Source organism: Mycobacterium ulcerans subsp. shinshuense, from assembly GCF_002355775.1.
Taxonomy (GTDB): Bacteria; Actinomycetota; Actinomycetes; order Mycobacteriales; family Mycobacteriaceae; genus Mycobacterium; species Mycobacterium marinum.
This window is the reverse complement of sequence record NZ_AP017624.1, coordinates 911,214-924,359: the sequence shown is the minus strand read 5'-3', so window position 1 is coordinate 924,359 and position 13,146 is coordinate 911,214. Positions and strand designations below refer to the sequence as shown.

Below are 13,146 nucleotides of genomic sequence, written 5' to 3'. Positions count from 1 at the left end.
CCGTGCGCTTTCCAGCAACCGGGCCATGATTCACAGGCGGTTCCCAGCAAGCGCGATCGCCGCAAACCGCGTGCGATTCGGCCACCGCCCCGGGCCCACAACCCATACCCCTTTTTGCGCAGGTGCGGCCGTTAATGGCACACTCTCCTGGTGCTCAACACGCAGCGTCGATTTTTCTACGGGTACCCGCCTGCAGTACCCGAGGCGTAGCTGCTTTCGCAGAGCCCCGTGGTCCGCTTCGGCGATCGGGGCTCGTCTCTCGCGTGAGGCCTGATGCCGGATGAGACCAGAACCCCCACCTCACGAGAACGCGGAGTTAGAAATGAACACCGAAACTATCGACACTGAAGATCTCCCCAGCATTGACGAGCTGCGCGAAGAGATCGACCGGTTGGACCGCGAGATCCTGGCCGCGGTCAAGCGGCGCGCCGAGGTGTCTCAGGCGATCGGCAAGGCCCGGATGGCCTCCGGCGGCACCCGACTGGTGCACAACCGCGAGATGAAGGTCATCGAGCGCTACAGCGAGCTGGGACCCGAGGGTAAAGACCTGGCAATTCTGCTTTTGCGGTTGGGTAGAGGTCGACTCGGCCACTAAACGGTCACTAACGCGGCTCTTTGCCGCAGATTGCGGCAATGCTGCGGTACATTTCCGCCGAAATGGATGCAGCAAAGCCGGCTGGGATTTCACGGGCGCGCCGTCTGACGTGGATGTCCGCGGCCGCCCTGCTAGTCCTGCTCGTCGCGCTGTCCTCGACTTCGGCAACCTCATCCGCGTGGTCACACCACGGCCAACCCATCGAGTATCTGACCGTCCCGTCGCCGGCGATGCACCGCCAGGTGAAGGTGGAGTTCCAGCGCGGCGGCCCACACGCGGTGTACTTGCTCGACGGCATGCTCGCCCGCGACGACTACAACGGCTGGGACATCAACACCCCGGTGTCCGACTGGTTCGATCAGTCGGGATTGTCCGTCGTGATGCCCACGGGTGGAATGGCCAGCTTCTACTCCAACTGGTACCGGCCTGCGGTCGGCAACGGCGGCACCTGGACCTACAAGTGGGAAACGTTCCTCACCGAGGAACTGCCCGCCTGGCTGGAGAACAACAAGGGCGTCAGCCAGATGGCCAACGCGGTGGTGGGCGCGTCGATGGCCGGATCCGCGTCGCTGATCCTGGCGGCCCGCCAGCCCAGCAACTTCGTCTACGCCTCGTCCATGTCGGGCTTTCTGAACTTGTCCGCGGGCAAGTGGCCGTCGCTGGTCAGTGTCGCGCAACTGGGTGCGGGTGGCTTTCACTCCGATGCCATGTGGGACCCTGCGGAGGATCCCGCATGGGCGCAAAACGATCCGACGGTCAATGCCGCAAAGCTGGTCGCCAACAACATCCGCATCTGGGTCTATTCCGGCAACGGCACCCCCTCGGCAGAACTGGGCGGGGACAAGCCCGGGGCCAGTCTGCTGGAAAACGCCACCCGAGTGAGCAACAAGGCATTCCAGAGCAAATACAAACCGGCCGGCGGCTACAACGGCGTATTCAATTTTCCCGACAACGGGCTACACACGTGGCAGTACTGGGGCGCGCAGTTACAGGCCATCCTGCCGGATCTACGACGTGTGCTGGGCGCGGGCTAGACGCCCCTACTAGCGCGAATCCGACCGCATTAGGGTCGAACCATGACCTCCGAGCAATCAATCCCTGACATCACCGCCACCCCGGCGTGGGAAGCCCTGCGCAAGCATCACGATCAGATCGGAGAAACCCACCTTCGGCAGATCTTCGCCGACGATCCCAATCGCGGCCACGATCTCACGGTCACCGTCGGCGACCTCTACATCGACTACAGCAAGCACCGGATCACTCGCGACACAATAAGTTTGCTGGTCGATCTGGCGCGTACGGCAAATCTGGAAGCACACCGTGACCAGATGTTCGCGGGTGCCCACATCAACGCCTCAGAGGACCGGGCGGTTCTGCACACGGCGCTGCGGCTGCCCCGTGACGCCGAGTTGATCGTGGATGGCCGCAACGTGGTTGAGGACGTGCACGCGGTGCTGGACGCGATGGGCGACTTCACCGACCGGTTGCGCAGTGGGGAGTGGACCGGCGCCACCGGGAAGCGGATCAGCACCGTCGTCAACATCGGCATCGGCGGATCAGATCTGGGCCCGGTCATGGTCTACCAAGCGCTGCGCCACTACGCCGACGCCGGGATTTCAGCCCGTTTCGTCTCCAACGTCGACCCGGCCGACCTCATCGCCACGCTGGCCGACTTGGACCCGGCCACAACACTTTTCATTGTCGCGTCGAAGACGTTTTCCACCCTCGAGACGCTGACCAACGCGACCGCCGCACGGCGTTGGCTAACCGACGCACTCGGCGATGCGGCGGTGTCGCAACACTTCGTTGCGGTCTCCACCAACCGGCGTCTGGTCGACGACTTCGGGATCAACACCGACAATATGTTCGGATTCTGGGACTGGGTCGGTGGACGCTATTCGGTCGACTCCGCGATCGGACTCTCGGTGATGGCCGCGATCGGCCGGGAGGCCTTCGCCGACTTCCTATCCGGATTCCACATCGTCGACGAGCACTTCAGGACCGCTCCGCCGGAGTCTAACGCGCCTGCGCTGCTTGGGCTTATCGGGCTGTGGTACTCCAACTTCCTGGGTGCGCAGTCGCGCGCCGTGTTGCCCTACTCCAATGACCTGGCGCGATTCGCCGCCTATCTGCAGCAGTTGACCATGGAGTCCAACGGAAAATCGACCCGCGCCGACGGTACAGCGGTCACCACCGATACTGGTGAAATCTATTGGGGCGAGCCAGGAACCAACGGTCAACACGCCTTCTACCAGTTGCTGCATCAAGGCACCCGGCTGGTGCCGGCAGACTTCATCGGTTTCAGTCAGCCCATCGATGACCTGCCGACCGTCGAGGGCACCGGCAGCATGCACGACCTGTTGATGAGCAACTTCTTCGCCCAGACCCAGGTGCTGGCGTTCGGCAAGACCGCCGAGGAGATCGCCGCCGAGGGCACCCCCGCCGCGGTGGTGCCGCACAAGGTGATGCCCGGCAACCGGCCGTCGACTTCCATTCTGGCCAAACGGCTTACGCCGTCGGTGTTGGGACAGCTGATCGCCGTCTACGAACATCAGGTGTTCACCGAAGGCGTGGTGTGGGGTATCGACTCGTTCGATCAGTGGGGCGTGGAATTGGGCAAGACTCAGGCAAAGGCGTTGCTTCCGGTGATCACCAGCGATGGCTCACCGCAGCGGCAGTCGGACAGCTCCACCGACGCGTTGGTACGTCGATACCGAACCCAACGCGGACGCACCGGCTAGAGCGGTGGCGCGAGCGTGCGCAATTGTGCACAAGCGAACGGCGTGTCGCGCACAGACACGCACGCTCGCGCACCTAGGCACTAGGGGCGCGAGCAGGCGCTAGGCGAACTTCTTGGCTAGCGGCGGCGGCAGCACCCGCATCAACTGCACCAGCGGCGCCCACGGCCACCAGGGCACCGCGGCCCGGCCAGGTTCGCGTTCAATGGCGGAGACCAGCGCGTTGACACCGGTTTCGTTGTCCACCATCAACATTGTGCTGCCCGATTTCGCCGTCATCTCGGACTCGATGTAGCCCGGTTCCATCACCGAGACGGTGATCGGGCCCTTGTCGTACTCGGCGCGCAAGGACTCGCCCAACGAGCTCAGGCCAGCTTTGCTCGCTGCGTAGGCGGCTTTCACGCCCGGCACTCCCTTGCTGGCGAGCACCGAGGAGATGAGCACCAGGTGGCCAGAACCGCTCTTGTGAAACATCTCCAGCGCCGTTTCGATCTGCACCAGCGCCGCCACCAGGTTGGTCTCGATCGTCGCCTTGTTCGCCCACAGTTTGCCCGAGCCCAACGGTGCACCCTTGCCGATGCCGGCGTTGACGATGACGCGATCGATGCCGCCCAGTTCATCGCGCAACTCGGCAAATACCTTGGGCACTTGGTCGTGGTCGTTGACGTCCAGCTCGGCTATCGCGATCGTGATTTCTGGATGTTTTTGCGCGAGTTCGCTTTTCAATTCTTCGAGACGATTGGTGCGTCGCGCGCACAACGCTAGGTCGCGGCCTCGGGCAGCGAAAGCGCGGGCCATGCCCGCACCCAGCCCGGAACTGGCGCCGGTGATGAGAATTTTCTGGCGGGTCATTCGCGCAGCATATCGGCTGCCCGCCCAGCGTCGAGTTGTCGGGCCGACGGGCGGTTACCCTGCGCAGCGCCGCGATGCTCGAGCGCCACTACTTGAGTAGCCGCGACATGCGCCGGTCGGCCAGCACTTTGCCGCCGGTCTGGCAGGTCGCGCAATATTGAAATGACTTGTCCGCGAACGAAACCTCTCGCACGGTGTCCCCGCACACCGGGCACGGCAGGCCGGTGCGCGCGTGCACCCGCAGGCCGGAACGCTTCTCCCCTTTGAGCGTGGCGGCGCCCTGGCCGACGGAACGGCTGACCGCGTCGGTGAGAACGGAAACCACCGCGTCGTGCAAGGCGGCAAGTTGTTCTTCGGACAGTTTTGCGGCCGTGGCGAACGGCGAGATCTTCGCGACGTGCAGGATTTCGTCGCTGTAGGCGTTGCCGATGCCCGCGATCACCTTCTGATCGGTGATGACCGTCTTGATCCGGCCGGTGTGGGGGCCCAAGACGCCGGCCAGCTCCTCGGGCCCGAGTTCGAGCGCATCCGGTCCGAGCGTGGCGATGCCGGGCACCTGCCGCGGATCCTCGACCAGCCAGACTGCCAGGCGCTTCTGGGTCCCGGCTTCGGTGAGATCGAAGCCGGGTGCCACCCCGGGGGTGCCGAGATGGACGCGCAACGCGATCGGGCCTTTGCCTGGGCGCAATGGGGCCGCCGCCAGCTTGTCCGACTAGCGCAACCAGCCCGCCCGCGAGAGGTGCGCGATCAACCACAGCGGCCCCGCCTGCACCCCCAGGTATTTTCCCACCGGCCCGCACCGGTCACGGTCTGGCCGTGCAGGGCATTGATCGGCGGGTCGAAGGTTTTCAGCACCGACAGCGCGGCCACATCGACGCGGCCGATGGTGGTCCCGACGGCGTGCCGGCGCAGGTGGTCGACCAGCGCTTCGATCTCCGGGAGTTCGGGCACCTGTTCAGTGTGCCGATGGTCGCAACGGGGTGTCCATCCGCGCCAGGTTACCTACCCGGACCGTCGGCCCCGGCCTTGCCGAACAGCAATCCACCGTTGCCGCCAAGACCATGGAAGCCGAATGCGGCCGCGGCACCACCGTTGCCCCCGTTGCCGATCAGAAACGCAATCCCGCCATCGCCGCCATCACCCTCGCCCGCGATGCCGAGCGAGCCGAATGACGACTGACCTGCGCCGGGGCTACCGGCGTCGGCACCGTTGCCACCGTCGCCGTAGAAAAATCCTCCGTTGCCGCCGTCGCCACCGCTACCGGCGCCGCCGCCGCTCCCGTCACTACCCACGCCATTTCCGCCGTCGCCACCGAGCGCCCCAGCACCGCCGCCGCCGAACAGCCCCGCGGAGCCGCCGGAACCGCCATCGCCCCCGGCCCCGCCGTTGGTGCTCTGACCCGTACCCACCGTGCCGCCGTTGCCGCCCAACCCTCCAGCCGCGCCGTTTCCGGCAACCCCTTGCAGCAAGCCGGCGTTGCCACCGTTACCGCCGTTACCGCCGGCCTGGCCGGGGTGGCCCGGTCCGCCTTGGACACCTTCACCACCGAGGCCTCCGTTACCGCCGTTGCCCCAGAGGCCGGCGGAGCCGCCATTGCCGCCCTTCTGGCCGACGCCGCCGGAACCGCCCCTGCCGCCGCTGCCGATCAACCAGCCGCCGTCGCCGCCGTTCTGCCCGGTTCCCGCCGCGCCGCCGGCGCCGTTGCCGATCAGCGGACGCCCGGTCAGCGCCTGCGACGGCGCATTCACCGCGTCCAGTACCGGTTGCAGCGGGGAAGCATTTGCCGCCTCGGCGCCGGTGTAGGCGCTGGCGCCGGAGTTCAGCAGCTGCACGAACTGTGCGTGAAACAGGTCCGCCTGGGTGCTCAGCGCCTGATATGCCTGAGCGTGTGCGGCGAACATTCCGGCAATGGCCGTAGACACCTCGTCGCTGCCGGCGGCCAGTATCCCCGTCGTCGGCGCGGCCGCGGCAACGCTGGCCGCATTGATCGACGAACCGATACTGGCCAAATCGGTGGCCGCAGCGGCCACGAAATCGGGTGCGGCGTAGAGAAAGGACACTTAAAGACCTCCTGTGAGATCCCGACATATCCGCGGGATTTTTCGCATTGCAGCCCGAGTCAGACGCTGCGGGCTGGGCCCGACATCGGGCTCGGCAAATACTCGTGTGTGTGGCGGGCTATGCGGGCCCCTCCAACCCGGGCAGGCCCAAGAGCAATCCGCCCGTTCCACCGGTGCCGCCGGTGCCACCCTGGTCGCTACCGGCACCGGCACCGCCGTTGCCACCGTTGCCGATCAGGAAGGCGTCGCCGCCGTCACCACCGATACCGTTGAGCGAAGGCGCCATGAAGCCGGCGGGCACATTCCCGGCCGCACCACCGTTGGCGCCGTTGCCCAAGAAGATGCCTCCCTGACCGCAGTCGCCGCCATTGCTGGTCAGGTACACGGTCCCGGTGCCGCCGCCGCTGAGCGTCCCGGGGGCCCCGGTGTTTCCGCCGTTGGCGCCGTTGCCGCCGTTGCCGAACAGCAGCGCGTCGCCGCCATGGCCGCCGAACCCGCCGGGACCGGCGTCGCCGTTTTCGGTGCCGCCGCTCCCGCCGGCACCACCGCTGCCGCCGGCTCCCCCGGTGCCGCCGTTGCCGATCAGACCCGCCTGGCCGCCGGCGCCGCCCCAGCCGCCCATGCCGCCGGCACCGTTGACGGCAGATGACGTGCCGGAGTTGTCTCCGCCATTGGCGCCGTTTCCGCCGAAGCCGCCATTGCCGCCGTTGCCGTAGAAGAAGCCCGCCTTGCCACCGTTGCCGCCCTGCGCGCCATCGCCACCTATGCCGCCCTGGCTATCGTCGCCGCTCGCGGCCTGGCCGAGTCCGCCGTTGCCGCCGTTGCCGCCGCTGCCTCCGTTGCCGAACAGCCCGGAATTGCCGCCGTTACCGGCAGAGGCGGCGAAACCACCGCCTTGCGCGCCGCTGAGGACGGAGCCCCCGGCGCTCTCGAAGGTGCCACCGCTACCGCTGTTTCCGCCGTCCCCACCATTGCCGTACAGCCACCCGCTCTGACCGCCATTGCCGCCGTTGCCACCCGAGCCCGCGAGGCCGCCACTGAATGTGGCGCTGCCGCCGGTGGCGTCGCCACCGTCGCCTCCCTGACCACCAACTCCACCGTTGCCGAAGAGCAGTCCGCCCGCGCCGGCCAGGCCGCCGTTACCACCATTGCCGCCGTCGGTGCCGGTTCCGGTGGCCGCGCCGCCGTCGCCGCCGTGGCCACCGATCCCGCCATTGCCGCCGAGGCCGTACAGAAATCGTCCCGCGCCCCCGATTCCCCCGTTGCCGCCGGTCAGGCCACTGTCGCCGGCGGCCCCGGACGCACCGGCGCCACCGGCACCGCCGGCACCGCCGTTGCCCAACAGCCCGGCCGACCCGCCGTTCCCGCCGGCCTGACCCGCCGCGCCGGACCCGCCCTTGCCGCCGTTGCCGAGTAGCCAGCCGCCATCACCGCCGCTTTGCCCCGTCCCGTTGATCCCGTCGGCGCCGTTGCCGATCAGCGGGCGGCCGGTCAGTTGTTGTACCGGCGCATTGAGAGCGTCAAGGGCTTGTTGCAGCGGCGACACATTCGCCGCCTCGGCGCCGGTGTAGGCGCTGGCGCCGGAGTTCAGCAGCTTCACGAACTGTGCGTGAAATGTGTCCGCCTGCTGGCTGAGGGCCTGATAGGCCTGCGCGTGTGCGGCGAACATTCCCGCCACGGCTGCAGAAATCTCATCCGCCCCGGCGGCCAGTACCCCCGTCGTCGGTGCCGCCGCGGCAACGCTGGCCGCGTTGATCGACGAACCGATGCCCGCCAAATCCGTTGCTGCAGAAGCAACTAACTCGGGCGCAGCGAAGAGGTAAGACATCGATGGCTCCTCTGACGGCTACCAAGGGTTTCAATCGCGATCCGGATGGGGCGGCACCCGCCTGGCAATCGGCGGCTACGCCGGTCCGGGCGCCCCAGCCGTGCCGAACAGCTTTCCGCCGGAACCGCCCAAGCCACCGATACCGCCCTGGGCGGCGGGGGCACCGGCCCCTCCGTCCCCACCGTTGCCGATAAGCCCGGCGTCACCGCCAGTACCGCCGATGCCGTTCTCGCTGGGAGCCATGAAGCCTGCCGGGATGCTGCCCGCCGCGCCACCCTTGCCTCCGTTACCGAAGAAGAAGCCGCCGTCACCGCCACCACCGCCGTCACTGGTCTGGTAGACGCTGCCGGTACCGGTGCCATCGCTGTAGGTGCCGGGCGTCCCGGTAGCACCGCCATCTCCGCCGGCGCCGCCGTTGCCGAACAGCAGCGCGCTGCCACCTTGGCCGCCGAGCGCGCCCGGACCGGCATCGGCACCATTGCGCGCACCCCCGCCGCCGTCGCCGCCGTTACCGCCGCTGCCACCGTTACCGCCGTTACCGAACAGACCGCCTTGGCCGCCGGTACCGCCGAAGCCGCCGAAGCCGCCAGCGCCGGCATACGACTGGAAGTTGTTGGTGCCCGCTCCGCCGGCCGCACCGTCCCCGGCGTCGCCGCCGACGCCCCCGTTGCCCCAGATGAACCCGCCGTTGCCGCCGTTACCGCCGAAGGCGCCGTCACCACCAGCGCCGGCAAAGGTCAGGTCGCCGGCGGCGGCCTGACCTGCCCCACCGTTGCCGCCGTTACCACCGGCGCCGCCCATGCCGAACAGCCCGGAGTCGCCGCCATTACCGCCGGTTACCGCAAAGTTTCCACCTCCGGCACCGGACAAGATGGTGTCGGCGCTGGCCTGGAATGTCCCACCGTTGCCGGTATTGCCGCCGTTACCGCCGTTGCCGTACAACCATCCGCTGTGGCCGCCGTCGCCGCCGTTGCCGGCGGAGCCCGCGGTGCCGCCGGTACCTGATGCGTTGGTGGAGCCGGTGGCGTCGCCACCGTCGCCGCCCTGACCCCCTAGCCCGCCATCACCAAATAAGAATCCGCCGCGCCCGCCCAGGCCGCCGTCGCCGCCGGCGCCACCATTGGTGCCGGCCGTGGTGGCGGCGCCACCGTTGCCGCCAAGGCCACCCATACCGCCGGTGCCGCCCAGGCCGTACAGCAACCCACCGCTGCCACCCATACCGCCGCTACCACCGGCCTGGCCGGATACCCCCGAGGCACCCGCGGCGCCCGCTCCGCCGGCGCCGCCGTTTCCGCCATTGCCCAACAGCCCGGCCGACCCACCGTTACCACCGGCCTGGCCCGCCGCGCCCGAGCCGCCGTTGCCGCCGTTGCCGTACAGCCAGCCGCCATCACCCCCGGCCGCCCCGGTGCCCGCGGCTCCGTTGGCACCATTGCCGATCAACGGACGCCCGGTCAGACCCAGCACCGGTGCATTTACCAGGTTCTCGACCTGTTGCATCGGCGTCACGTTGGCCGCCTCGGCGGCGGCATACTCCGTGGCACCGCCGCTCATCAGCTGGACGAACTGCTGGTGGAACGACGCAGCCTGCGCACTGAGCGCCTGGTAGGCCTGGGCGTGCGCACCGAACAAGAACGAAATCGCAGCCGACACCTCGTCGGCGCCTGCGGGCAACACCGTGGTGATCGGTGCCAACGCGGCCGCGTTGGCCTGAGCAAGAGTCGAATCGATACCCCCGAGATCGTTGGCCGCTGCTGCCACATACTCGGGCGCTGCGATCACCCACGACATTGAAAAACCTCCCGACCCCACGACAGCGCAACTGCCAAAACGTGACCTTCGACACAAGTTGAGTAGGACGCCGATGCTAGCGCGATCTAGCGCCCGATACTGGCGCTTAAACCAAATCCTTAATTCATCATTGAGCCAGTGCAGTTCAGCGCGCTCGCCTACGCAAGCCCTTAATAAGTTCGAATTAGATAGGTATCCATGATCCAGCCGTGGCGCGCTCGAGCCTCGGCACGCAATGCCGCGATGCGCTCGCCGACTTCGCCGACCGTGCCCGCAACGAGCAGTTCGTCTCCGGTGCCCAGATAGGCGCCCCACCAAATGCGAGTCTGCGGCGGGCAGGCCCGAAACGAGCAATCGGCGTCGAGCATGACTACCGCCGTGCGGGCGACTTGGCGGGCGCGCAATTGCCGGCCCGTGGTGATGACGACGGGCGCGCCCACGTCGTTGAGCGGAATTCGATGCCGGGCCGTTAACGCCTGAACTGCCGTGATGCCCGGGATGACGTCGTAGCTGAAGTCCACCTCGGCGGACACCGCATCCAGGATGCGCAGGGTGCTGTCATAGAGCGAGGGGTCGCCCCAGGCCAGAAAAGCCCCCACCCCACCGGGCCCCAGTTCGGTGCTGATGGCCCTCGCCCAGATCCGCGCCCGCTGCGCGTGCCACTGCGAAACCGCGTCCTCGTAATGGGCATCCACCGCACGCTTGGGGTCGGGCAACTCGACGAAGCGATATCTCGGCTCGCGGATAAATCGTGCGCATATCGCACGGCGCAACTCCACTAGCTCACTTTTGGCCTCGCCTTTGTCCATCGCGAAAAACACTTGCGTGTCATTGAGCGCGTTGATCGCCTGGACGGTCACATAGTCGGGATCACCGGCGCCGATACCGATGACGTGAATATGCCGACTCACCATGGCGTCCTTCCGGGAGGTCGTCGGGGTCTTGCAACACAACGTAATTGAGATCGCGAAATACCTATCCGTTACCAGCGATACCCAGTACCATGGGTATTGACTATCGAGTGTGATCTCCCTAACGTCTGAAGCACCTAATGAAGGGACGCCAAGCGATGACCACTGCGGTGAAACCAAGTGGGCCGGGTCGTGAAGAGTTCTCCGAACGCCTACTCAGAGGCTCGGTCAAAAAGTCCTACGAACCCATCGTCGACATCGACTGGGATGCCCCGCTGGACCCGGACAAGTTCTACCTGCCCCCCAGGCTGGTGTCGCTATACGGCACCGAGATGTGGGACGAAATGACCCGCGAGCAGCAGATCGAGCTGTCCCGCCAAGAGCTGGTCAATACGCTCTCGGCCGGGATCTGGTTCGAGAACATGCTCAACCAATCGCTGTTGCGCACCATCCTGCACGAGGACCCGACCAGCCGCTCGACGCATTACAAGCTGACCGAGCTGGGCGACGAGACCCGCCACATGGTCATGTTCGGCAAAGCCATCGAGCGCATCGGCGCCAAGCCGGTACGCCCACGGCGATTGCATCGGATGGTCATCAACACCCTTCCGCTGGCCTTTCAGCGGGGTTCGATGCTATGGGTGGCCGCGCTGATCGGCGAGGAGATCTTCGATTCGCTGCAGCGCCAGATGATGGACGATCCGGAACTGCAGCCAATCATCCAGCGGCTCATGCGGATTCACGTGACCGAGGAGGCGCGCCACATCCAATTCGCGCGGGATGGCGCACGCAAGCGGGTGGGCGAGATGCCTCGGGTCAACCGGTGGTTCATGGCCAACATCAACGGGCTCGGCGGGTACTTCTTCAACTATCTGTTCAGCAATCCGATCCCGTACGCACGGGCGGGCCTGGACCCCAAGCGGGCCCGCCGGATCGCGCGCAGCAGCCCACATCGGCGCGAAATACAGATCGCCGGCTTCGCACCGCTGGCCACTTTTCTGACCGAGGTGGGCCTGCTCGGACCGATCGCGCGGCGCGGCTGGAAGCGCAGCAGGTTCTTGTGACCCACACCCCCGGTGTCGCGCGGGCCCCCCGCGACTGCCACGACTGTCACGACGTAGTCATCATCGGGGCGGGGTTCCGTGGCCGGAGTGTGCATGCGGCACTGCTGGCGGCCGGCGTCTGCGACGTCGTCATCCTCGACCACGCCCCCGGCCTGCCCGCCAACTCGCAGCTGCGACCCGGCCGGGTCATCGGCGCGGCCTTCGACGACGACACCGACACCTGGGCGCTGCGCACGGCCGATGGCGCCACCGTGTGCGGCCGCGTGGTCGTGGCAGCCTGTCCGCCGGTGTACGTCCCCTGGACACCCGACTTTGCCGGGCGTAACGATTTCCGGGGCGAGTCGTTTCACGCGGGCGCACCCGACCCGGCTTTCCGTCCGGCGGGCAAACGCATTGCGGTGCTGGGCACCGACTCCAACGTCGCTCATTGGATCGATGAGTGGGCGGACTCCGCGGCATCGGTCACCGTGTTCGCCCAGGGACCACGGCGCGTGGTCACTGACCTGGCACGCCACCCACCCCAGGCCAAGCGATGGCTACTCGGCCGCATCGGCGCCAAGCGACCGCGGCGGGCGCCCACGATCGCAGCATCAGCCATCGCGGCGCTCACCCCGTCGGGCATCCGGACCAACGATGGCATCGAGCGCCCCGTCGACGCCGTCATCTACGGCACCGGATTCACCATCCCTGAGCAGACCGTTGAACCGACACTGGTGGGCACGCGCGGACTGACCATCCAACAGGCCTGGTACCCGGGCATGGAGGCCTTCCTGGGTGTTGCCGTGCACGGGTTTCCCAACTATTTCTTCATCTGCGGTCCCGACGTCGCCGCGCAGATCAGCTACGTCGCCGAGTGCGTGGACCTGCTGCAACGCACCGCCAGCACCCGCATCGAGGTGCTGCGCAGCAGCCAGCAAGTGTTCAACGAGCGCGCCCAGCTAAGGCCGGTGCAGCCATACCAGCCGCTTCGGGCGTTCGACCTGTCCGCCGGGGCGCCCGAAGACACTGGCATTCCCAATATCCCCAACATTTATGACGGGGCGGCCACGTTGGAGATTGGCGGCGTCCGCCATGCGGTGCATGTGCGCCTTGCCGGCCACCTCAACCCGATCGACGGCAATTACCACTGGCAGGGAACGGTCCTTGATCCGCTTCCGCGGGACACGCTCAAGCAGGCCAGGGCGGGCACCCTGACCGTAGGTGAACGAAGCGCCGCGGTACGTGTCATCGAGCAAACGCCGTGGGGCACCCATTCGGTCGCGGGACTGGGCGCACCCCCCTATGCGGACAGCGGCCGGTAGGCGTCG

Annotated in this window: 12 protein-coding genes; 5 read left to right on the top strand and 7 right to left on the bottom strand. The window is 67.1% G+C overall.

Going from position 1 to position 13,146, the window contains the following annotated elements; translation table 11 throughout:
* The first annotated feature begins 280 nt into the window (after positions 1 to 280).
* The 3 genes from SHTP_RS04425 to pgi are packed head-to-tail and all read left to right on the top strand — an operon-like array spanning position 281 to position 3,336.
* Positions 281 to 595, top strand: a complete 315-nt coding sequence (locus SHTP_RS04425) for a chorismate mutase (protein ID WP_011742005.1) — start codon at positions 281 to 283, stop codon at positions 593 to 595.
* A 38-nt stretch (positions 596 to 633) separates the two neighbouring features.
* Complete coding sequence (locus SHTP_RS04420) at positions 634 to 1,629, top strand: esterase family protein (RefSeq protein ID WP_096369889.1); 996 nt, start codon at positions 634 to 636, stop codon at positions 1,627 to 1,629.
* A gap of 42 nt (positions 1,630 to 1,671) precedes the next feature.
* Positions 1,672 to 3,336: a glucose-6-phosphate isomerase gene (gene pgi / locus SHTP_RS04415; RefSeq protein ID WP_096369888.1), complete on the top strand. Its 1,665-nt coding sequence runs from the start codon at positions 1,672 to 1,674 to the stop codon at positions 3,334 to 3,336.
* 99 nt (positions 3,337 to 3,435) lie between these two features.
* Here pgi and SHTP_RS04410 read toward each other — a convergent pair whose 3' ends face one another.
* The 7 genes from SHTP_RS04410 to cobF form a co-directional block, all read right to left on the bottom strand.
* Positions 3,436 to 4,185 (bottom strand): SDR family oxidoreductase, encoded by a 750-nt coding sequence (locus SHTP_RS04410; RefSeq protein ID WP_096369887.1) that lies wholly within the window; start codon positions 4,183 to 4,185, stop codon positions 3,436 to 3,438.
* A gap of 88 nt (positions 4,186 to 4,273) precedes the next feature.
* Positions 4,274 to 4,741 (bottom strand): zinc finger domain-containing protein, encoded by a 468-nt coding sequence (locus SHTP_RS27910; RefSeq protein ID WP_172900628.1) that lies wholly within the window; start codon positions 4,739 to 4,741, stop codon positions 4,274 to 4,276.
* Positions 4,742 to 4,932: 191 nt separating this feature from the next.
* On the bottom strand, positions 4,933 to 5,136 hold the full coding sequence (locus SHTP_RS27905; protein ID WP_172900502.1) for a DNA-formamidopyrimidine glycosylase family protein: 204 nt from the start codon (positions 5,134 to 5,136) through the stop codon (positions 4,933 to 4,935).
* Between the two features lie 47 nt (positions 5,137 to 5,183).
* On the bottom strand, positions 5,184 to 6,245 hold the full coding sequence (locus SHTP_RS29665; protein WP_096369886.1) for a PE family protein: 1,062 nt from the start codon (positions 6,243 to 6,245) through the stop codon (positions 5,184 to 5,186).
* A gap of 118 nt (positions 6,246 to 6,363) precedes the next feature.
* The gene (locus SHTP_RS04395) at positions 6,364 to 8,073 is read right to left on the bottom strand and encodes a PE family protein (protein ID WP_096369885.1); all 1,710 of its coding nucleotides are present in this window, start codon (positions 8,071 to 8,073) and stop codon (positions 6,364 to 6,366) included.
* 75 nt (positions 8,074 to 8,148) lie between these two features.
* Complete coding sequence (locus SHTP_RS04390) at positions 8,149 to 9,864, bottom strand: PE family protein (protein ID WP_096369884.1); 1,716 nt, start codon at positions 9,862 to 9,864, stop codon at positions 8,149 to 8,151.
* 170 nt (positions 9,865 to 10,034) lie between these two features.
* Positions 10,035 to 10,778: a precorrin-6A synthase (deacetylating) gene (gene cobF, locus SHTP_RS04385; RefSeq protein WP_096369883.1), complete on the bottom strand. Its 744-nt coding sequence runs from the start codon at positions 10,776 to 10,778 to the stop codon at positions 10,035 to 10,037.
* A 155-nt stretch (positions 10,779 to 10,933) separates the two neighbouring features.
* On the opposite strand from cobF, the gene SHTP_RS04380 reads away from it, so the two are divergent.
* Complete coding sequence (locus SHTP_RS04380; RefSeq protein ID WP_015357044.1) at positions 10,934 to 11,839, top strand: AurF N-oxygenase family protein; 906 nt, start codon at positions 10,934 to 10,936, stop codon at positions 11,837 to 11,839.
* Positions 11,836 to 13,140, top strand: coding sequence for a DUF4873 domain-containing protein (locus SHTP_RS04375; RefSeq protein WP_096369882.1), 1,305 nt, complete (start codon positions 11,836 to 11,838; stop codon positions 13,138 to 13,140). Before SHTP_RS04380 ends, SHTP_RS04375 begins: the two co-directional genes overlap by 4 nt.
* Positions 13,141 to 13,146: the final 6 nt, after the last annotated feature.